Raw genomic sequence first — 19,632 nt, 5'->3', positions numbered from 1 at the left:
CCAAAAAGGCTGCCTGGGGCTTGAAGTACACCCGTTCGATCTCCGATCCGAAGTTCGAAACCGGCACCGTTGAGACCGACAAAGAATTGCTGCGTAACCTGGTCGCGTACTACTGCGTCCTGGAAGGCATCTTCTTCTACTGCGGCTTCACCCAGATTTTGTCCATGGGCCGTCGCAACAAAATGACCGGCGTAGCCGAACAGTTCCAGTACATCCTGCGGGATGAGTCGATGCACCTGAACTTCGGTATCGATGTGATCAACCAGATCAAAATCGAAAACCCGCATTTGTGGGATGCCGAGATGAAGGAAGAAGCGACCCAGATGATCCTGCAAGGGACTCAGCTGGAGATTGAATACGCTCGCGACACCATGCCGCGTGGGGTGTTAGGCATGAATGCGGCGATGATGGAGGATTACCTCAAATTCATCGCTAACCGTCGCCTGTCGCAGATTGGTTTGAAAGAAGAATACCCAGGCACCACCAATCCGTTCCCGTGGATGAGCGAAATCATGGACTTGAAGAAAGAGAAGAATTTCTTTGAGACTCGTGTGATCGAGTACCAGACCGGCGGCGCGCTGAGCTGGGACTGACAACCTGGCCTCTGGGCCGCTGAACGGCGGCCCAGAGGCAATGTTCAGTGCGAGACTTGCTCAAGAAATATCAGCTTCAATGGCTCGCTGAGCAAATCATCGGCCGTTGCGGCAAACCGCTGAAAGTACGGCGTCGCAAAATGCGCATCGAGTGCCGCCTGGTCCTTGAACGCTTCACGCATGTAGAACGTGCCGGGTTCGTCCCGCAGTTCAAACAACACATAGTCAAGGTTCCCGGGCTCCGTCCGCGTAGGCTCCACCAGCGACAACAAGCCGTCCTTGAGCGCCTTTTGTTTACCGGGTTTGGCCTTGAGGACTGCGATCGATACCAGTGGCGTGTTCATGACGGTAACTCCGTTAGAAGGCGGGCTTGCGGATACGCTGCTCGCGACAGCAATCATCACTGCGCAGAGCCAGGATCCCAGGGGTTTCAGGGTGGTTTTCATGATGGGTACTCCGTGTGGAATGCGACCATCTTTACTCGCTCAGCCACAAAGAAGAACCGACAAAACGCGCTAACACTTTCATCCCCGGATTGAAAATGAACCCACGTTTTCTTGATTAGAAAAGCAGTCGTTATTTATGCCCAATCAAACCATCAAGACACCCTGCGTCGGCCTGTGCTCCACCGTTTACGGAGACCTGGTGTGCCGGGGTTGCAAGCGTTATCACCATGAAGTGATTCAGTGGAACGGCTACAACGCCGAGGAGAAACAGGCGGTGTGGTTGCGCCTGGAACAGCTGCTGGTGCAGGTGATGACCAGCAAGCTACAGGTGCTGGACCCGCAGCGTTTGCGTCAGCAACTGGAAGACCGCAAGATCCGGTTTGTGCCCCACCAGTCGCCGTATTGTTGGGCGTACCAGTTGATTGCCCGGGGCGCGCGGGTGATTTCGAAGCTGGATGCGTATGGGTTGGCGCTGTTGCCGGAGTTTCGCGAGCGAAGTCTGGCAGATTTGCGGGATGCGATTGATCGGGAGTTTTTTCTGTTGTCCGAGGCGCATTACGAGCGGTACATCGCGCCGGGGTTTCTGCGGGAGTCGTTTGGGGCGCCGTTGATAGCCACGCTCTAAGCCACACCACGAAAAAATGTGGGAGCTGGCTTGCCTGCGATGGCGGTGTATCAGTCACAAAAGATGCAAGCTGACCCGCCGCTATCGCAGGCAAGCCAGCTCCCACATTTGATCTTCTTCGCTCAGGAGGCCCAAGACGGCTCGCGATCGGTCTGCAACGCGTACCGCTCGATCGCCTGCTGACACACGCCCCGCTCCAGACTCCCCTGCTCCACCAACGCTGTCAGTGCCGCCAGCACAATGTGATGCCGGTCCACCTCAAAGAAATCCCGCAATGCCGCCCGGGTATCGCTGCGACCAAAACCATCCGTCCCCAGCACGGTGTACGCCGAATCCACGTACGACCCAATCATCTGCGGCACCGCCCCTACATAGTCAGAAACCGCCACCACCGGCGCGCCCTTTGGCAAACAGGCCGCCAGATGGCTGTGCCGCACCGGCTGTTGCGGATGCAGGCGATTCCAGCGTTCCACTTCCCGGGCGTCTCGGGCCAGTTCGCTGAAGCTGGTGACACTGAAGACTTCAGCTTCAATCTGCCAATCGTCCGCCAGCAATTGCGCCGCTGCCTGGGCTTCACGCACCAGCGTGCCCGAGCCGAGCAAGCGAACCTTGCCATCGGGCTGCCCGCTAAGCCGGTACATGCCTTTGATGATTGCCGCTTCGACACCTTCCGGCAGGCTCGGCTGCGGGTAGTTTTCGTTCATCAGGGTCACGTAGTAGAACTCGTCCACATCGTGCTCCAGCATCTGGCGCATGCCGTGGTCGAGGATCACCGCAAATTCACCGGCAAACGCCGGGTCGTAGGCGCGGCAATTGGGCACGGTGGCAGCGGTCAGGTGGCTGCTGCCATCCTGGTGCTGCAAGCCTTCGCCGCCCAGGGTGGTGCGCCCGGCGGTGGCGCCCAGCAGGAAGCCACGGGCACGCTGGTCGGCGGCGGCCCAGATCAGGTCGCCGACGCGCTGGAAACCGAACATCGAGTAGTAGATGTAAAACGGCAGCATCCGCAGGCCATGCACCGAATAGCTGGTGGCCGCCGCTACCCAGGAGCTGATGGCGCTGGCTTCGCTGATGCCTTCTTCAAGGATCTGCCCGTCGGTGGCCTCGCGGTAGCTGAGGATCGAGCCAATGTCTTCCGGCTCGTAGCGCTGGCCGACACTGGAATAGATGCCGATCTGCTTGAACAGGTTGGCCATGCCAAAGGTGCGCGCCTCATCGGCGACGATGGGCACGATGCGCGGGCCGAGGGCCTTGTCCTTGAGCAGGTTGGTGAGCATGCGCACAAAGGCCATGGTGGTGGACATTTCCTTGCCGTTCGCCTGGGTAGCAAACGCAGCGTAACCCGACACTGGCGGAACGTTCACCGCAGGCGCCTGCTGGCTACGGCTCGGCACATACCCGCCGAGGGTGGCACGGCGCTGGTGCAAGTAGCGCATTTCGAGGCTGTCTTCGGCCGGCTTGTAGAAGCTCAGGGACTCGGTCTGCTCATCCGACAGCGGCAACTGGAAGCGATTGCGGAAGGCGATCAAGGCATCGCGGTCGAGCTTCTTCTGCTGGTGAGTGGTCATCTTGCCCTGCCCGGCCTCGCCCATGCCGAAGCCCTTTTTGGTCTGGGCCAGGATCACCGTCGGCTTGCCAGTGACCCGGCGTGCGGCGTGATAGGCGGCATGGATCTTGACCATGTCATGGCCGCCGCGCTTGAGGCGGTCGATCTGCTCGTCGCTCATGCCTTCAACCAGTTTGGACAGCGCCTCGCTTTGGCCGAAGAAGTGTTCGCGGTTGTAGGCGCCGTCCTTGGCGGCGAAGGTCTGGAACTGTCCGTCCACGGTCTGCGACAAGGTGCGTACCAGCGAGCCGTCAGCATCCTTAGCCAGCAAGGCATCCCAGTCCGAGCCCCAGACCAGCTTGATCACGTTCCAGCCGGCACCGGCGAACAAGGCTTCCAGCTCGTCGATAATCCGCCCGTTGCCCCGCACCGGGCCGTCGAGCCGTTGCAGGTTGCAGTTGACCACCCAGGTCAGGTTATCCAGGCCTTCACGGGCGGCCAGGGTCAGGGCCGACATGCTTTCCGGCTCGTCCATCTCGCCATCGCCGAACACGCCCCATACGTGGCGATCGGTGGTGTCCTGCAAGCCGCGATGCTGCAGGTAGCGCATAAACCGCGCCTGGAAAATCGAGCTGATGGGGCCAATACCCATGGAACCGGTTGGAAATTGCCAGAAGTCCGGCATCAACCACGGGTGGGGATAGCTGGACAGGCCACGGGCGCCGGCCTTGCCGGCGCCGATTTCCTGGCGATAGTGGGCCAGGTCAGCCTCGCTCAGGCGTCCTTCAAGGAAGGCGCGGGCATAGATGCCCGGGGCGGAATGCGGCTGATAGAACACCAGGTCACCGCCGAAACTGTCGTTGCGGGCACGGAAAAAGTGGTTGAAGCCTACCTCAAACAAATCCGCCGCACTGGCGTAGCTGGCGATATGCCCGCCCAGCTCACCATAGGCCTGGTTGGCGCGTACCACCATGGCCAGGGCGTTCCAGCGCACCACCGAGGCCAGGCGCTCTTCGGTGGCCAGGTCGCCGGGGAACGGCGGTTGCCGCTCCACGGCGATGCTGTTGATATAGGGCGTGCCGTGCCGGGGTTTCCAGGCGATGTGCGGTCCGCCGCCGGCCTCAGCCAGCATGTCGAGGATCTCTCGCGCCCGCTCCGGTCCGGCATTGGCCACCAGGGAGGCCAGGGCATCGCGCCATTCGGCCAGTTCTTCCTGGTCCATCGCTGTCTGACTCACTGCACTCGCGAAACCGTTCATGGGCACCTCCGGGCTTTTTTTCCAGTTTATGTCGGCGCCAGGGGATTTTTTGACTGTTATACGCAGCCTCTCGCAGCCTTTTGAGCACAAATCACTGCCAATCGACCAATTCAAAGCACGTTGTGCTTCAAGCCCCGAAAACCCCGCAATTGTGTTTAAAATGCCGCCCGCTCAATGACCGACGCTGCCCGATGACCCCAGACGCACTCGCCACCCTGCACACCCATTTGCTGACCGCCCTGCAAACCGTCCCCGCCGAGACCCGGCGCCTGTTTCACGGGCGTGGCCGCTGCTGGCCGGGCCTGGAGCAATTGACGGTGGATTGGCTGCAAGGGGTGGTGCTGGTCTCGCTGTTCAAGGAGCCCGGGGCCGCCGAACTTGAGGCCTTGAAGCAGATGCTGGTGCAGATCGACTGGTCGTCCTACGGCGCTCACACCGTGGCGCTGCAACACCGTTACCTGCCGCAAAGCACCACCGAGTGGCTGCTGGGCGAGGCCGTTGACGAACTGACCATCACCGAGGGCGGGCTGCGTTACCTGATCGACCTGGGCAAAAAACAGAACAGCGGGCTGTTCCTCGACATGCGTTATGGCCGCAACTGGGTGCGTGAACAGGCTCAAGGCCTGCGGGTGTTGAACCTGTTCGCCTACACCTGCGGGTTTTCCGTGGCCGCCATCGAAGGCGGCGCCGAGCATGTGGTGAACCTGGACATGGCCCGTGGCGCACTGAGCCGTGGTCGCGACAATCACCGCCTGAACGGCCATGACCTGAGCAAGGTGACCTTCCTCGGCCACGACCTGTTCAAGTCCTGGGCCAAGGTCACCAACAGTGGCCCGTACGACCTGGTAATCATCGACCCGCCCTCGTTCCAGAAAGGCAGTTTCCTGCTGACCAAAGACTACCAGCGCGTACTGCGCCGCCTGCCGGATTTGCTCACGGCTCAAGGCACAGTACTGGCGTGCATGAACGACCCGGCGTTCGGCGAAGACTTCCTGATCGACGGCGTAACCCGCGAAGCGCCTGGCCTGCGCTTTGAGCAGCGGCTGGAAAACCCGCCGGAATTTCCCGATATCGACCCGCAAAGCGGCTTAAAAGCGTTGGTGTTTCGCCAAGGCTGATGCCGAAACGTCCTACGCTTGCTACGCTTACCATTACGCCGGGTGGTGAACCTTATCCCACCCTTCCCGGTCGATACCTGCACACTCTGGCCAGATTCGACGGTGTTACCCCGTCGGCTGCCCTGTTTCACCTTTTGGAGAACGCCCCTGTGATATCGACCCTGCATGTAGCCCGTCTCAAGGCCTGGGGCGCCCACGGTTTTACCGCGACCGGCGTAGTACTGGCCTTCCTGGCCACCTTGGCACTGCTCGACAACCAGCCTAAGGCCTGCCTGTTGTGGCTGGGCCTGGCCCTGATCGTGGATGGAGTGGACGGCTCCCTCGCGCGACGGGTGAACGTGCAAACGGTGCTGCCAAGCTTCGACGGCTCGGTATTGGACCTGGTGATTGATTACCTGACGTACGTGTTTATTCCGGCGTTGTTTATCTATCGCTATATCGCCCTGCCGGACTTCACCCCGTTGTTTACGGTGTCGGTGATTCTGGTGTCGTCGCTGTTCTGCTTCTGCAACGTCAACATGAAGAGCAAGGACAATTACTTCCAGGGCTTCCCTGCGGCCTGGAACGTGGTTGCGCTGTGCGTCTACATCATCCAGCCAGCGGCCTGGATCACCTTGCTGACGGTGATCGTACTGGCGCTGTTGACCGTGACCCCAATGAAGTTCTTGCACCCGTTCCGGGTCAAGCGCTTCATGCCGCTCAATATCGCCGTGACCACCATCTGGTTGCTGTGCAGCCTGCTGTTGGTGATCGACTTCCCGTACACCAATCGCCTGACCCTGGGCCTGTGGTTGCTGATGTCGGCGTACTTCCTGGGGATTTGCATCTGGCGTACCGCACTGGAGTGGGTCGAAACACATAAATAGCCAAGCAAGCCCGCTCCCACATTGGGAATGCATCCCGTGACGCTCTGCGTCGCCCTTGCGGCAGCAGGACGCGGAGCGTCCAATACGGCATTCCCACGCAGAGCGTGGGAATGATCATAGTCGCAGGCCCCCACGCTAATCGGTAAGATACCGGCCTTTCGCGCAGCCCTTGCCGCGCCTTGCCGACTAAGTCCTGCCCATGCCCTTCGAACTCAGCGTTGACCTCACCACCCTGGCGATCCTCGCCGTGGTTGCCTTTATCGCCGGTTTCATCGACGCCATCGCCGGCGGTGGCGGCCTGCTCACCACGCCTGCCCTGCTGACTGCCGGCATGCCGCCCCACCTGGTGCTGGGCACCAACAAACTCAGCTCCACCTTCGGCTCGGCCACCGCCAGCTTTACCTTCTACCGGCGCAAGCTGTTTCATCCGCGCCAGTGGGTGCATGCCATCGTCGGCACGCTGATCGGCGCACTCACCGGCGCCGTCGTCGCCCATTACCTGCCCGCCGAAACCCTGAACAAGATGCTCCCGGTGATTGTGTTCGGCTGCGGTTTGTATTTGCTGTTCGGCGGCACGCCCAAGGCGGCGCTGGATAACGACGCGCCGATCAAGAAGAAATGGCAATCCACCCAAGGCTTCGGCCTGGGCTTCTACGATGGCGTGGCCGGCCCCGGCACCGGGGCCTTCTGGACCGTGAGCACCATGCTGTTGCACCCCATCGACCTGGTAAAGGCCAGTGGCGTGGCGCGCAGCATGAACTTCGTCAGCAACGCGGCGGCGCTGACGGTGTTCATTTTCAATGGCTCGGTGGACTGGATTGTCGGCCTGTGCATGGGCGTGTCGGTGATGTGCGGTGCGTTCTTTGGCGCACGCAGCGCCATCAGCGGCGGCGCCAAGTTCATTCGCCCGGTGTTCATCACCGTCGTGCTCGGCCTGACGGTGCGCCTAGCCTGGCAGCACTGGTTCAGCGTGGCCTAAGCGACGGGCCAGGTAGAGGTCGATCAGGTAGCGCGCAATCGAGCGGGACGCCGGCAACGGCGGCAGCTCATGGATGTTGAACCACTGCGCGTCTTCGATCTCGTCGGCCTGGGGCACGATGTCGCCGCCGGCGTACTCGGCGTGAAAGCCCAGCATCATCGAGTGCGGGAACGGCCAGCACTGGCTGCCCATGTACTGGATGTTCCTGACCTCCACCTGCACTTCTTCACGCACTTCGCGAATCAGGCAGTCCTCGGCTGACTCACCTGGCTCGGCAAACCCCGCCAGGGTGCTGTAGACGCCCGTGACAAAGCGCGGCGAACGGGCCAGCAGTATCTCGTCGCCACGGGTCACCAGCACGATCATGCTCGGCGAGATACGCGGGTAGCTGCGCAGGTCACAGGCCTCGCAGAACATCGCCCGCTCCCGTGGCACCTGCACCATCGCCTGGCCGCAGCTGCCGCAGAAACGGTGTTCACGGGCCCAGGTGCCGATTTGCGCGGCGTAGCCGAGAACTTTGTACAGCGTGTGGTCGCCTTGCAGCATGAACGCCCGCAGGCCCTGCCAGCCGCAACCCGGTACATCGGCTGGGCTATTGAGCTCCAGCAGGTACACCGGCTCGCCGTCCAGATGGCCGATGCCGTGCTCGACAAACACCGAGAGGTCCTGGCGCTTGAGCCATTCCCGGGGAAACAGCGGGCCGTTCTGGTCGTGTAAAAAGCCTTCACGGCTACGGGCCACGGCCCAGCCGCCCGGGGCGTCGTTGTCCAGCAGCGTTGTGGTAATCCAGCCTGGGGTCATGTTCAGTCAATCCACGAAGTCGGGTTTCTGCTTGCTCATATGGGCCGCGATGGCCACGCGCAGGTCGTTGGATTGCAACATAGCTGAGTTCCAGGTGGCAACGTATTCCAGGCCGTCATTGATCGTGTGGTCGCGCATGTAGCTGATCATCGCCTTGGTGCCGGTGACCGCGATCGGGGATTTGGCAGCAATTTCCCGGGCGATGTCCATCACGCCGGCCAGCAGGCTCTGGTGATCGCTGTACACGCGATTCACCAGGCCGATGCTGCGGGCCTCTTCGGCACCGAACTGGCGGCCGGTGTAGGCCAGCTCGCGCAGCATGCCGTCGCCGACGATGCGCGGCAGGCGTTGCAGGGTGCCGACGTCGGCGGCCATGCCGATATCGATTTCCTTGATGGAGAATTGCGCGTCTTCGGCGGCGTAGCGCATGTCACAGGCGCTGATCAGGTCGATGGCGCCGCCGATGCAGTAGCCGTGGATCGCGGCGAGTACCGGCTTGCGGCAGGTGTCGACGGCGTTGAAGGAAGCTTGCAGTTCGAGGATCTTGCGCCGCAGCAGACGCGCGTTACGGCCTACGTCCTTGCCGAATTCGTTGGCCACCGAGGCCAGCATCATCAGGTCGATGCCGGAGGAGAAATGCTTGCCGGCGCCACTGATGACTACGGCACGCACCGCGTCGGTGTCTTCGACCCATTGGAAGATGTCGATGATCTCGGTCCAGAACGCTGCGTTCATCGCGTTGATCTTTTCCGGGCGGTTGAGCTGCACATGGGCGACGTTGCCGCTGAGTTCGACGACAAAGGCTTGGTATTCGGACATGGCAGTGATCCTTGACTGGCGGCTGGAATAAGGGCCGAACTATATCAAGGGTGTGTGACGGCAGGTAAGGCTGTGCATGCGCCAAAAGCGGGACTGAAGACCGATGAAGATCACATGTGGGAGCTGGCTTGCCTGCGATGGCGGTGTATCAGTCAACAACGATGCAAGCTGACCCACCGCTATCGCAGGCAAGCCAGCTCCCACAATGGTTTTGTGGTGTTCTTCAGCTCGGCAGCCAGAGCCGGAACCGGGCGCCGCCCAACGGCGAGGCTTCTGCCGTAAGGGTTCCGCCCTGGGCCTCCAGCGCCCGCCGGCTGATGGCCAAGCCCAGTCCAAACCCGCCGGTGGCGCGGTCACGGCTGCGGTCCAGCCGGTAGAACGGCTCGAAGATCCTCTCCCGCTGATCTACAGGAATACCAATGCCGTCATCGTCCACCCAGATCTCACAGCCCTTGGGGCACACCTTCACGCCCACCTGAATCCGCCGCTCGCAATAGCGCATGGCGTTGCGCAGCAGGTTTTGCAGGGCCCGGGCGGTCAGGCGCGGGTCCAGGGTGAAGCGCTCCACCGCGCAATCCAGCACCACATCCATCACGATATCCGGGTTTTCCAGCTCGTCGTCGACGCTGCCCAGGATGCTGTCGATGAACTCATCCAGCACCACTTCCACCTGCTCGGGTGTTTGCGCCGGGTTTTGCAGGCGGCTGTAAGACAGCAGCTCCAGCACCAGCTCGTCCAGCTCACGAATGTGCGCCACCAGCCCTTGCAGGCGCTCGCGGCTGGCCGCAGGTAGGTCGTCGGACAGCGCCAGGGCCAGGCCGAAGTCCAGGCGGGTCAGTGGCGTACGCAGTTCATGGGAGACCGCATTGAGCAAATCACGCTGTTGATTGAGCAACTGTTCGATGTCGTTGGCCATGGTGTCGAACACCGCCGCCAGGCTGCCGATGTTGGAGCTGGGGGGGATTTTTGTGCGTGCCGCAAGGTTGCCTTGCCCCAGTTGCGCGGCGGTGTTTTTCAGGCGTTCCAGGTCGCGCCAGTGGGGCCGTAGCCAGAACAGCAGGCACGCCAGCAGCGCCGCGCCGATCAGCACGTTCATGCTCCAGTACAACAGGTTCATGTCCAGCGGGTCCGGCGGGACCGAGACCTTGACCACCAGCTGGTCGTCCAGGGGTGAACTGACGTCGTCCGCCCAGCCCCACTCCCCCAGGCGCACCACCATCTGGTCCTTTTCCAGCAGTCGCTGCTCTTCCGGGGTGTAGCTGGCGTCCTGGATGCGCAGCAGTTGCACCTTGAGCGGGGCAAAATCCGCCGACAGACGCACGGTGACATTGGCCCACTGCTCCACCGGCACCCGCTGGTACTCCTTGACGATCAGGCTTTGCATTCCCCGGGACTGCTCGATGTTGTAGCTCATGTAACGGTGTTCAAACAGCTGGATCACCGCCCGCGGAACCAGGTAGATCGCGGCGGCGAAGGTGACGATGGTGATCAGGTACAGCCGAATCAGGACGCGAAACATGGCTCAGCATTCCCACTCGGAACGGCTGAACAGGTAGCCCTTGCCCCATACCGTCTTGATCTTGCGCGCCTCGCCAGCGTGGTCGTCGAACTTGCGCCGCAGCTTGGAGATCGCCACGTCCACCGAGCGGTCGGTGCCGTTGAATTCGATGCCTCGCAGGCGTTGCAGGATCTGGTCGCGGCTGAGCACTTCGCCGGCGTGCCGGGCCAGCACCACCAGCAGGTTGTATTCACCGCTGGACAGCTCAACCGGCTGGTCGCGCCAGGTCACGGTGCGTTCCGACAAGTCGATGCACAGATTGCCCATCAGGATCTGGTCGTTGGCCACCTGGGGTTCGGTGAGGCTGCTGCGGCGCAGCAGGGTCCGTACACGGGCCAGCAATACCCGGGGCTCGCAGGGTTTGGTGACGTAGTCGTCGGCGCCCATTTCCAGGCCGAGCACCTGGTCGTGGCTGTCGTCCCGGGCGGTAAGCATCAGGATCGGCAGCGTGGCCGAGTCGGCCCGCAGCAACCGGCAGACTTGCAGGCCGTCGAGGCCCGGCAGCATCAGGTCGAGGATCACCAGGTCCGGTGGATTGAGCCGCGCGCGCTCACGCACATGGTCGCCACGGCTGAGCACGCTGACGTGATAGCCGTTGCGTTCCAGATAACTGGCGATTAATTCGGAGAGCGCGGCGTCGTCTTCCACCAGAAGAATGTTGGGCATGGTATTTCCAAATAATACAATTTCTGAGTAGTACGCAAATCCAATGTGGGAGCGGGCTTGCTCGCAAAAGCGGTGTGTCAGGCGCCGTATGCGTTAACTGAAACAGCGCTTTCGCGAGCAAGCCCGCTCCCACATTTGATCTTCGGTGTCAGGAAGATCGTGTAAGGTTCGGCGGTTATGAAGGATATACGCCCGCGTGCATCTGTGGGCCGCACCTTACATTTCTTCACACACCACCTACAGAGCTTCACAGCACTGTGGCGGGGGCGACCGTAGGATGCGCCAGTCAATATTGGGATATGAGCATGTCGAAGAATCTGTTTGCGCCGTTTTGCCTGTTGGCCCTGACACTGGCGCTGAGCGCGTGTGGCAAGTCGGCGGACGAAGCTGCCGAGGCACCGCTGGCCAAGGTGCGGATCGAAACCCTTGAAGCCAAGCCCCTGTCCATCACCAGCGAACTGAGCGGGCGCATTGCCGCGCCGCGCATCGCCGAAGTGCGCGCCCGGGTGGCCGGCGTGGTGTTGCAGCGGGTGTTCAAGGAAGGTCACGACGTGAAACAGGGCGATGTGCTGTTCCGGATTGATCCGGCGCCGTTCAAGGCCGACCTCGACAGCGCCCAGGCCAGCCTGCGCAAGGCCGAGGCCAATGCGTTCCAGGCACGCCTGCAAGAGCAGCGCTACAGCCAACTGGTGGAAGGCAACGCCATCAGCGGCCAGGAATACGACAACGCCCGCGCCGCCGCCCGGCAAACCGCAGCCGATGTGGCCGCCAACCAGGCCGCCGTACAGCGGGCCAAGTTGAACCTGGGCTATGCCACGGTCACCGCGCCGATTTCCGGGCGCATCGGCCGCGCGCTGGTGACCGAAGGCGCCCTGGTGGGCCAGAACGAAGCCACGCCGATGGCGCTGATCCAGCAACTGGACCCGATCCACGCCGACCTGACCCAATCCACCCGCGAGCTGAATGACCTGCGCCGAGCCTTCCGCGCCGGGCACTTGAAGCAAGTCGGCCAGGACCAGGCCAAGGCCACGCTGATCCAGGATGACGGCAGCCTGTACCCGCTGCCGGGCAAGTTGCTGTTCGCCGAGATCAGCGTCGACCCGGGCACCGGGCAGATCATCTTGCGCAGCGAATTCCCCAACCCGGACCTCGACCTGCTGCCCGGCAGCTTTATTCGCGTACGCCTGGAGCAAGCCGTCGACCAGCAAGGCATCAGCGTGCCGCAACGGGCGATCACCCGCGACAGCGCCGGGATTCCGATGGTGTTGCTGCTGGACTCCGAGCAAACCGTGAGCCAGCAACCGGTGGAACTGGGCTCGGTGGTCAATGACCGCTGGGTGGTCAACAGCGGCCTCAAGGCTGGTGACCGCATCGTCGTCGAAGGCCTGCAACACGCCCGCCCTGGCGAGAAAGTCCAGGTTGACGACAGCCCCGCGCCAATCGCCCAGGCATCCGGCCAGTAAGAAAGGGATAGTTCACAATGCCGCAGTTCTTTATTGACCGCCCGATCTTCGCCTGGGTGGTCGCCCTGTTTATCCTGCTGGCCGGCGCCCTCGCCATCCCGCAGTTGCCGGTGGCGCAGTACCCCAACGTCGCGCCGCCGAAAGTCGAGATCTACGCCGTGTACCCGGGTGCCTCTGCGCAAACCCTGGACGAAAGCGTGGTCAGCCTGATCGAGCAAGAGCTTAACGGCGCCGATCACCTGCTGTATTTCGAATCCCAGAGCAGCCTCGGTTCGGCCACCATCACCGCGACCTTCCAGCCGGGCACCGACCCGGAGATGGCCCAGGTTGACGTGCAAAACCGTCTCAAGGCCGTGGAGCCGCGTCTGCCCCAAGCCGTGACGCAGCAAGGCTTGCAGGTGGAGAAAGTTTCCGCCGGCTTCCTGCTGCTGGTCACCCTGACCTCCAGCGACGGCAAGCTCGATGACGTGGCGCTCAGCGATTACCTGGCGCGCAACGTGATGAACGAACTCAAGCGCCTGGACGGTGTGGGCAAGGCCCAGCTGTACGGCGCCGAGCGCGCAATGCGAATCTGGATCGACCCGCAGAAGCTGATCGGTTTCAACCTGACCCCCGCGGACGTCAACGCGGCCATCGCGGCGCAGAACGCCCAGGTGTCGGCGGGCAGCATTGGTGATTTGCCGGGTACCAAGACTCAGGAAATCACTGCGTCGATCCTGGTGAAAGGCCAGCTGTCGACCCCGGCCGAATTTGCCGACATCGTGCTCAAGGCCAATCCGGACGGTTCCACCGTGCGCGTCGGTGACGTGGCGCGGGTGGAAATCGGCAGCCAGGAATACCAGTTCTCCACCCGCCTGAACGGCAAGCCGTCCACTGCGGTCAGCGTGCAATTGTCGCCGGGGGCCAACGCCTTGAGCACCGCGACCCTGGTACGGGCGAAGATGGACGAACTGGCGCGCTACTTCCCGGCCAATGTCGAGTACAAGATCCCGTACGATACTTCGCCGTTCGTGAAGGTTTCCATCACCAAGGTGGTGTACACCCTGGGCGAGGCGATGCTGCTGGTGTTTGCGGTGATGTTCCTGTTCCTGCAAAACATCCGTTACACGCTGATCCCGACGCTGGTGGTGCCGATCGCCTTGATGGGTACCTTTGCGACGATGCTGTTGCTGGGCTTCTCGATCAACGTGCTGACCATGTTCGGCATGGTGCTGGCCATCGGTATCCTCGTGGACGATGCGATTGTGGTGGTGGAGAACGTCGAGCGGATCATGGTCACCGAGGGCCTGTCGCCCAAAGAGGCTACGCGCAAGGCCATGGGCCAGATTACCGGGGCGATTGTCGGCATCACGCTGGTGCTGGTGGCGGTGTTCCTGCCGATGGCGTTCATGCCGGGTTCGGTGGGCGTGATCTATCAGCAGTTCTCGTTGTCGATGGCCACCTCGATCCTGTTCTCGGCGTTCCTCGCCCTGACCTTGACCCCGGCCCTGTGCGCCACCTTGCTCAAGCCGATTGCCAAGGGCGAGCACCATGAGAAAGGCGGCTTCTTCGGCTGGTTCAACCGGCGCTTCGAGCAGTTCACCGACCGCTATGAAGGCTGGGTGGCCTACGCCCTCAAGCGCAGTGGCCGCTACCTGCTGATCTATCTGGTGCTGGTGGTGGGTCTTGGGGTGTTGTTCGCCCGCCTGCCCTCCTCCTTCCTGCCGGTGGAAGACCAGGGCTACACCATCACCGACATCCAACTGCCGCCGGGTGCGAGCAAGAACCGCACGGTGCAGGTGGCCGAGCAGATCGAGGCGCATAACGCCGGCGAGCCGGGTGTGGGCGATACCACGATGATCATGGGCTTCAGCTTCTCCGGCTCGGGGCAGAACGCAGCGCTGGCATTTACCACGCTCAAGGATTGGTCGGAACGCAGCAGCAAGGATTCCGCCGCCGCCATTGCAGACCGTGCCAACGCGGCCTTTACCGAGCTGAAGGACGCGATTGCCTATGCGATTTTGCCGCCGCCGGTGGATGGCCTGGGCACCTCGAGTGGTTTCGAGTTCCGCCTGCAAGACCGTGGTGGCGTGGGTCATGCCGCATTGATGGAGGCCCGTACCGAACTGCTGGCCGCTGCAGAGAAAAGCCCGATCCTGGCCAACGTGCGTGAAAGCGCCCTGGCCGAAGCTCCGCAAGTGCAGCTTGAGGTGGATCGCAAGCAAGCCAACGCCCTGGGCATTTCCTTTGCCGACATCGGCAACGTGCTGTCCTCGGCCATCGGCTCGGCGTATATCAACGACTTCCCCAACCAGGGCCGCATGCAGCGGGTGGTGGTGCAGGCCGAAGGTGATCAGCGTAGCCAGGTGGCGGACCTGATGAAAATCCATGTGCGCAACAACGCCGGGAAGATGGTGCCGCTGTCGGCCTTCGTCGAAGCGCGCTGGATCCAGGGCCCTGCCCAGTTGACGCGTTATAACGGCTACCCGGCCATCGCGATATCCGGTGAATCGGCGCCGGGCCACAGTACGGGCGAGGCGATGGAAGAGATTCAGCGCCTGGTCAGCCAGTTGCCTGCGGGCCTCGGCCAGGAATGGACTGGCCTGTCGTTGCAGGAGCGCTTGTCCGGCTCCCAGGCACCGCTGTTGCTCGGCTTGTCGCTGCTGATCGTGTTCCTGTGCCTGGCGGCGTTGTATGAGAGCTGGTCGATTCCGACCTCGGTGCTGCTGGTGGTGCCCCTCGGCGTGCTCGGCGCGGTATTGGCCGTGAGCTTGCGCGGGATGCCCAACGATGTGTTCTTCAAGGTCGGCCTGATTACCATCATCGGCCTGTCGGCAAAGAACGCGATCCTGATCATCGAGTTCGCCAAGGACCTGTATGACCAGGGCGAAGACCTGATCGATGCCACGCTCAAGGCTGCACGCCTGCGTCTGCGGCCGATCATCATGACGTCCCTGGCGTTCATCCTCGGCGTGGTGCCTCTGGCGATCGCCACCGGTGCCAGCTCGGCGAGCCAGCAGGCGATCGGCACCGGGGTGATCGGCGGGATGGTTACCGCGACGCTGGCAGTGGTGTTTGTGCCGGTGTTCTTCGTGGTGGTGATGAAGCTGGTGAAAAAGCGCCACAAAGACAGCTGAACAAAGGACTCAGGTGGGCTAAGGTAACGCAAACCCTGGCCCATCGAGTTCCCATGCCCTTCCTCGCCCGCACCCACCCTCGCCTGTCCACCGCCGCCGTATTGGGCCTGGCGGTGGGCCTCCTGGCTCCGGCCGATACGATCATCAGCAAAATCCTCATCGGCTGGAACGCAGGCGTCTGGACCTACCTGGTGCTGATGCTCTGGCTGACCAGCCACTCTCGCGCCGACGATGTAAAACGCATCGCCGAGATCGAGGACGAGAACGCCGGCCTGGTGCTGTTCATGGTGTGCATCGCGGCGATTGCCAGCCTGGCGACCATCACCTTGAACCTGGTGGGCACCAAGGACCTGAGCGATAGCCAACGCCTGTTGCACTACGGCTTTACCGGCCTGACGGTGGTGGGCTCATGGTTGCTGATCGGGGTGATTTTCAGCGTGCACTACGCGCGGCTGTATTACACCTGGGACGGCCCGGAGCCGGCGTTGCGTTTTGCCGAGGATTTGCGCACTCCCAATTACTGGGACTTCCTGTACTTCTCGTTCACCATCGGCGTGGCGGTGCAAACCGCGGATGTCGGGGTTGCCACGCGCACCATGCGCAAGGTGGTGCTGGGGCAATCGTTGATCGGATTTCTGTTCAATACGGCGATTCTGGGGTTCTCGATCAACATTGCCGCCGGGCTGTTTGGTTGAGCTGCACAAAACTTCTAGACGAGCGCCCGCCCGGGCGCGCTAACTGGCGACAACGTTTACCTGTCATCGGTGCTTTATGACCGCCCATAACTGGATCGACCTGTCCCAGGACGCCGACACCGGCATCGAGACCCTGCGTGCGCATTTCGAGGGCCATGCCTACGATCCGCACTGGCACGACAGCTACCTGGTGGGCGTCACGGAGCAAGGCGTGCAGCAATTCAATTGCCGCAGCACCCGGCACCAAAGCACCCCCGGCAAGGTATTTCTGCTGGAGCCAGGGGAAATCCATGATGGCCACGCCCCTACCGAAGCCGGGTTTACCTACCGCATGCTGTACCTCGACCCGCAGTGGTTGCAGCGGGAAGTGGCGGCGGTGTTCGAGGAAGCCCCGGCCAACAGTCAGCTGGGGTTTGCCACCACCCTTGCCAGCGATCCTCGCCTGGCGCTTGCCACCAGCCAGGCGTTTCAAAGCCTGCACAGCGGCGAACTGCGCATCGTGCGCCAGCGCGCCCTCGACCACTTGCTGGAACGCCTGACCGGCCAGTTGCACTGGCGCCAGCGCTATCACCAGGACCCGCGCCTGCCTCTGGTGGCCCATAAGGCCCGCGAGTACCTGCACGCCCATCTGCATCAGGACGTCGGCATGGATGAGTTGGCCCTGGCAACCGGCGTAGACCGCTTCCGCCTGACCCGTGCCTTCAAGAGCGCCTTCGGCCTGCCGCCCCATGCCTATCTGGTGCAACTGCGCCTGGCCCGTGCCCGCCATTTGCTGGCCAAGGGCGAACAACCTGCCGAGGTCGCCAGCAGCCTGGGCTTTGCAGACCAAAGCCATTTGGGCCGCTGGTTTGTGCGGGCCTATGGCATGACACCGGCGGCGTACCGCAAGCGCTGCTCAAATCTTCCAGACAGGTAGCGGGCCGCTTGTGAAGATCGACTCCATTGCCTTGCTGATTGGAGTCTCACCACTATGTTCCCTACCCTGCTGCCCTTTCTGTTATTCGCCTTCGTCGCCTCCATCACCCCCGGCCCGACCAATATCCTGGTGCTGAGCAACAGCGCGCGTTATGGGCTCAAGGCTGCATTGCCTATCGTATTGGGTGCTTGTATGGGCGCGGCGGGGATTGTGTTGCTAGTGGGCTCGGGCGTGGGCCAGTCGCTGGCGCAATTGCCCAGAGTGCAGGCCGCGATGCAATGGGTGGGCGTGGCCTGGCTCAGCTATCTGGCCTGGCAGATCTTCCGCGCCCCGGCCGAAGCCATCGACCCGAACACCCCGCAAAAACGCCTGGGCCTGGCGGGTGCCGCCAGCCTGCAATTGATCAACCCCAAGACCTGGATGATGGCCCTGGCGGTGGTCAGTGTGTTTGCTGGCAACGGTGAGGCGCGCCAGAGCCATGTGCTGTACCTGTCGTTGGCGTTTTTTATGATTTCGTTGCCGTGCCTGGGGGTGTGGGCTCTGCTGGGGGTGGGGTCGAGCCGGGTGTTTCGCTCGATCAAGGCCATGCGGCGTTTTAACCAAGGCATGGCGTTGCTGTTGTTCGGCTCCGCCTGGCTGAGCGTTTTAGCGGTGGCATAGAAAAGGCGACGAATGGCGAGCAAACCTGTGAATTCTGACAGTTGTGGGCAAGGCGTTAATGGCGCTGAATAAAGCCACTTGTCAAAAAGCACGGGCCAGGCCGGGTATCAGGACCTGCGGGAGCACGCCATGTCACCACCCGTTCCGTTAAATAAGAACCTGATCCTGAATGGAAACTTTATCGACCATGGAACCCACTGGACAGCCACCGCAACACTTCCCGGCAGGGTGGATTTTTCCCAACGCAGTTGCATCGTCAGAACTCAAGGAACGGCCGAGCAAACGGTGCGGGTGGTTGACGCAACGGCCTATACCCTCAGCCTGTTTACGCTGATTACTTACAGAGGTACCGGCTCCATAACAGTGGTTTTTCAGCCTTCGGGGGTGAATGAGTCAATATCGATGTCCGGCAATCAAGGCTGGTTGCGTCAGTCATTAACGTTCACGCCTCCCACAGGCACTGTCAGCGCAACCGTGCAATTGACAGGAACGTCAGGGGACGTCTGGTTCGATAACGTCAGGCTGGTGGAGGAAGAAGGCACGACCATACCGATTGAGTTGATCCGTAACGGGGACTTCTCACGTAACAGCGATGAATGGACTTCGTCACCGCCGCCCAATTTGGCGACCTTCCACGATCAACGGTGTCAGCTGAATCTCGGCGCTTATATCGAGCAGGACATCAGGGTCGTTCCCGGGCAGGCACTTGTTTTCTCTATCGATGCGCAAACGCCAACCGGCGGCCATGGGCTTGTAAAGTTTCATATAGCCCCCGATCACGTACCTGAGCTCGAGTTACGCGGAGAGGGAGGCTGGGACACATACACCTACTTACTCACCACCCCCGCCGGGGTTCATGACATGACGCTGCAAATACAGGGCATTACTTTTCTGGTCGTCGACAATATTTCAATAAAAGCAATGGAATGAAAGCGCGTGCAAACGAGGCAAACGTAGACCGTCGTATTTAACAGGCTTGTCCCAAGTGGGTAATGATCCCATCACAGGACATTTATTGACGATAGCGGGAGACTATAACCATGAGTACTGCAACTGCATCTGCGGTAAGTGAAAACAGCCGATCCACTGCCCAAGTTTACTTCCAGGGAACGATCGCGACTCAGGCGTTCAAGGACGACTTCCCCAAACATGAACTCAAATCCGATTATTGGTGGGTTGAGGCCACTCAGCGGGATTTAGGCATTGGCAACCGCCGGCGAATCGTTGTTTTCAAGTATCTGGCGGATCCAGCAACATTGCCCTCCGGCCGGTACACCCTGAGGCCCGACGAACCCGACGAGCGTTTTTCGGTTATTTATATGGAGCTCAATGACGCGCCACCTCCCGCTTATACAGCCGAGCGCGGCACGATCGAGTTTATCCATAACGAGCAAACCAACCATGTCAGTGGTGCCTTGGACGTTTACTACGTTGACGTCGGCGGGCAGGAGCAGCGTATGCAAATCCTGTTCAATGTTTGACCCCACAAAAAATGCCCCGGAAACCGGGG

Annotated in this window: 18 protein-coding genes; 12 read left to right on the top strand and 6 right to left on the bottom strand. The window is 61.5% G+C overall.

Annotation, left to right across the window (positions count from 1 at the left end):
• Positions 1 to 593, top strand: a 593-nt coding sequence (locus K0H47_RS15400) for a ribonucleotide-diphosphate reductase subunit beta (protein WP_219273132.1), incomplete at its 5' end; no start/stop codon positions are given.
• A 44-nt stretch (positions 594 to 637) separates the two neighbouring features.
• Here K0H47_RS15400 and K0H47_RS15395 read toward each other — a convergent pair.
• On the bottom strand, positions 638 to 937 hold the full coding sequence (locus K0H47_RS15395) for a putative quinol monooxygenase (RefSeq protein ID WP_063029572.1): 300 nt from the start codon (positions 935 to 937) through the stop codon (positions 638 to 640).
• Positions 938 to 1,175: 238 nt separating this feature from the next.
• On the opposite strand from K0H47_RS15395, the gene K0H47_RS15390 reads away from it, so the two are divergent.
• Positions 1,176 to 1,664 (top strand): DUF1289 domain-containing protein, encoded by a 489-nt coding sequence (locus K0H47_RS15390; RefSeq protein WP_063029570.1) that lies wholly within the window; start codon positions 1,176 to 1,178, stop codon positions 1,662 to 1,664.
• 122 nt (positions 1,665 to 1,786) lie between these two features.
• Here K0H47_RS15390 and mdeB read toward each other — a convergent pair whose 3' ends face one another.
• Positions 1,787 to 4,465: an alpha-ketoglutarate dehydrogenase gene (mdeB, locus tag K0H47_RS15385; RefSeq protein WP_219273130.1), complete on the bottom strand. Its 2,679-nt coding sequence runs from the start codon at positions 4,463 to 4,465 to the stop codon at positions 1,787 to 1,789.
• A 191-nt stretch (positions 4,466 to 4,656) separates the two neighbouring features.
• Between mdeB and K0H47_RS15380 the strand changes: the two genes are divergently transcribed.
• From K0H47_RS15380 to K0H47_RS15370, 3 genes are all read left to right on the top strand, one after another.
• A complete protein-coding gene (locus K0H47_RS15380; RefSeq protein WP_177027420.1) occupies positions 4,657 to 5,583 on the top strand; it encodes a class I SAM-dependent methyltransferase in 927 nt (308 codons plus the stop codon).
• Positions 5,584 to 5,732: 149 nt separating this feature from the next.
• Positions 5,733 to 6,449 carry a phosphatidylcholine synthase gene (gene pcsA, locus K0H47_RS15375; protein ID WP_219273128.1) on the top strand — a complete coding sequence of 239 codons (717 nt, stop codon included), beginning with the start codon at positions 5,733 to 5,735 and terminating at the stop codon, positions 6,447 to 6,449.
• A 199-nt stretch (positions 6,450 to 6,648) separates the two neighbouring features.
• A complete protein-coding gene (locus K0H47_RS15370) occupies positions 6,649 to 7,428 on the top strand; it encodes a TSUP family transporter (RefSeq protein WP_169388171.1) in 780 nt (259 codons plus the stop codon).
• Here K0H47_RS15370 and nudC read toward each other — a convergent pair.
• The 4 genes from nudC to K0H47_RS15350 form a co-directional block, all read right to left on the bottom strand.
• Positions 7,396 to 8,229 carry an NAD(+) diphosphatase gene (gene nudC, locus K0H47_RS15365; RefSeq protein WP_219273126.1) on the bottom strand — a complete coding sequence of 278 codons (834 nt, stop codon included), beginning with the start codon at positions 8,227 to 8,229 and terminating at the stop codon, positions 7,396 to 7,398. The two genes, K0H47_RS15370 and nudC, sit on opposite strands and share 33 nt — an antisense overlap.
• Before the next feature lie 6 nt (positions 8,230 to 8,235).
• Positions 8,236 to 9,048: a crotonase/enoyl-CoA hydratase family protein gene (locus K0H47_RS15360; protein ID WP_093209382.1), complete on the bottom strand. Its 813-nt coding sequence runs from the start codon at positions 9,046 to 9,048 to the stop codon at positions 8,236 to 8,238.
• Between the two features lie 223 nt (positions 9,049 to 9,271).
• Complete coding sequence (locus K0H47_RS15355) at positions 9,272 to 10,567, bottom strand: ATP-binding protein (RefSeq protein WP_063029556.1); 1,296 nt, start codon at positions 10,565 to 10,567, stop codon at positions 9,272 to 9,274.
• A 3-nt stretch (positions 10,568 to 10,570) separates the two neighbouring features.
• Positions 10,571 to 11,272: a response regulator transcription factor gene (locus K0H47_RS15350; protein ID WP_003214048.1), complete on the bottom strand. Its 702-nt coding sequence runs from the start codon at positions 11,270 to 11,272 to the stop codon at positions 10,571 to 10,573.
• 305 nt (positions 11,273 to 11,577) lie between these two features.
• Here K0H47_RS15350 and K0H47_RS15345 point away from each other — a divergent pair, with 305 nt between their 5' ends.
• From K0H47_RS15345 to K0H47_RS15315, 7 genes are all read left to right on the top strand, one after another.
• A complete protein-coding gene (locus tag K0H47_RS15345) occupies positions 11,578 to 12,735 on the top strand; it encodes an efflux RND transporter periplasmic adaptor subunit (RefSeq protein ID WP_219273124.1) in 1,158 nt (385 codons plus the stop codon).
• A 17-nt stretch (positions 12,736 to 12,752) separates the two neighbouring features.
• Positions 12,753 to 15,851, top strand: coding sequence for an efflux RND transporter permease subunit (locus K0H47_RS15340; protein ID WP_177027424.1), 3,099 nt, complete (start codon positions 12,753 to 12,755; stop codon positions 15,849 to 15,851).
• A gap of 53 nt (positions 15,852 to 15,904) precedes the next feature.
• A complete protein-coding gene (locus K0H47_RS15335) occupies positions 15,905 to 16,546 on the top strand; it encodes a DUF1345 domain-containing protein (RefSeq protein ID WP_017477410.1) in 642 nt (213 codons plus the stop codon).
• A 76-nt stretch (positions 16,547 to 16,622) separates the two neighbouring features.
• Entirely contained in the window at positions 16,623 to 17,462 is an 840-nt protein-coding gene (locus K0H47_RS15330; RefSeq protein ID WP_063029552.1) for an AraC family transcriptional regulator, read from the top strand.
• 54 nt (positions 17,463 to 17,516) lie between these two features.
• Positions 17,517 to 18,122 carry a LysE family translocator gene (locus K0H47_RS15325; RefSeq protein WP_093209370.1) on the top strand — a complete coding sequence of 202 codons (606 nt, stop codon included), beginning with the start codon at positions 17,517 to 17,519 and terminating at the stop codon, positions 18,120 to 18,122.
• A 129-nt stretch (positions 18,123 to 18,251) separates the two neighbouring features.
• The gene (locus K0H47_RS15320) at positions 18,252 to 19,052 is read left to right on the top strand and encodes a hypothetical protein (RefSeq protein WP_219273122.1); all 801 of its coding nucleotides are present in this window, start codon (positions 18,252 to 18,254) and stop codon (positions 19,050 to 19,052) included.
• A gap of 110 nt (positions 19,053 to 19,162) precedes the next feature.
• Entirely contained in the window at positions 19,163 to 19,603 is a 441-nt protein-coding gene (locus K0H47_RS15315) for a hypothetical protein (RefSeq protein WP_063029546.1), read from the top strand.
• Positions 19,604 to 19,632 lie beyond the last annotated feature (29 nt).

It is taken from the genome of Pseudomonas sp. Xaverov 83 (assembly GCF_019352905.1).
In the GTDB taxonomy this organism is placed as follows: domain Bacteria; phylum Pseudomonadota; class Gammaproteobacteria; order Pseudomonadales; family Pseudomonadaceae; genus Aquipseudomonas; species Aquipseudomonas yamanorum.
Note: the sequence above shows the minus strand (reverse complement) of the source record. Positions and strands in the feature narration are given on the sequence as shown.

Bases quoted from the DNA above. Each gene is read 5' to 3' on its own strand.
- K0H47_RS15330 (WP_063029552.1), top strand. From the start codon at position 16,623: ATGACCGCCCATAACTGGATCGACCTGTCCCAGGACGCCGACACCGGC.
- K0H47_RS15390 (WP_063029570.1), top strand. From the start codon at position 1,176: ATGCCCAATCAAACCATCAAGACACCCTGCGTCGGCCTGTGCTCCACC.
- K0H47_RS15340 (WP_177027424.1), top strand. From the start codon at position 12,753: ATGCCGCAGTTCTTTATTGACCGCCCGATCTTCGCCTGGGTGGTCGCC.
- K0H47_RS15395 (WP_063029572.1), bottom strand. From the start codon at position 937: ATGAACACGCCACTGGTATCGATCGCAGTCCTCAAGGCCAAACCCGGT.
- K0H47_RS15370 (WP_169388171.1), top strand. From the start codon at position 6,649: ATGCCCTTCGAACTCAGCGTTGACCTCACCACCCTGGCGATCCTCGCC.
- K0H47_RS15380 (WP_177027420.1), top strand. From the start codon at position 4,657: ATGACCCCAGACGCACTCGCCACCCTGCACACCCATTTGCTGACCGCC.
- K0H47_RS15350 (WP_003214048.1), bottom strand. From the start codon at position 11,272: ATGCCCAACATTCTTCTGGTGGAAGACGACGCCGCGCTCTCCGAATTA.
- K0H47_RS15360 (WP_093209382.1), bottom strand. From the start codon at position 9,048: ATGTCCGAATACCAAGCCTTTGTCGTCGAACTCAGCGGCAACGTCGCC.
- mdeB (WP_219273130.1), bottom strand. From the start codon at position 4,465: ATGAACGGTTTCGCGAGTGCAGTGAGTCAGACAGCGATGGACCAGGAA.
- K0H47_RS15325 (WP_093209370.1), top strand. From the start codon at position 17,517: ATGTTCCCTACCCTGCTGCCCTTTCTGTTATTCGCCTTCGTCGCCTCC.
- K0H47_RS15320 (WP_219273122.1), top strand. From the start codon at position 18,252: ATGTCACCACCCGTTCCGTTAAATAAGAACCTGATCCTGAATGGAAAC.
- K0H47_RS15345 (WP_219273124.1), top strand. From the start codon at position 11,578: ATGTCGAAGAATCTGTTTGCGCCGTTTTGCCTGTTGGCCCTGACACTG.
- K0H47_RS15335 (WP_017477410.1), top strand. From the start codon at position 15,905: ATGCCCTTCCTCGCCCGCACCCACCCTCGCCTGTCCACCGCCGCCGTA.
- K0H47_RS15355 (WP_063029556.1), bottom strand. From the start codon at position 10,567: ATGTTTCGCGTCCTGATTCGGCTGTACCTGATCACCATCGTCACCTTC.
- nudC (WP_219273126.1), bottom strand. From the start codon at position 8,229: ATGACCCCAGGCTGGATTACCACAACGCTGCTGGACAACGACGCCCCG.
- K0H47_RS15315 (WP_063029546.1), top strand. From the start codon at position 19,163: ATGAGTACTGCAACTGCATCTGCGGTAAGTGAAAACAGCCGATCCACT.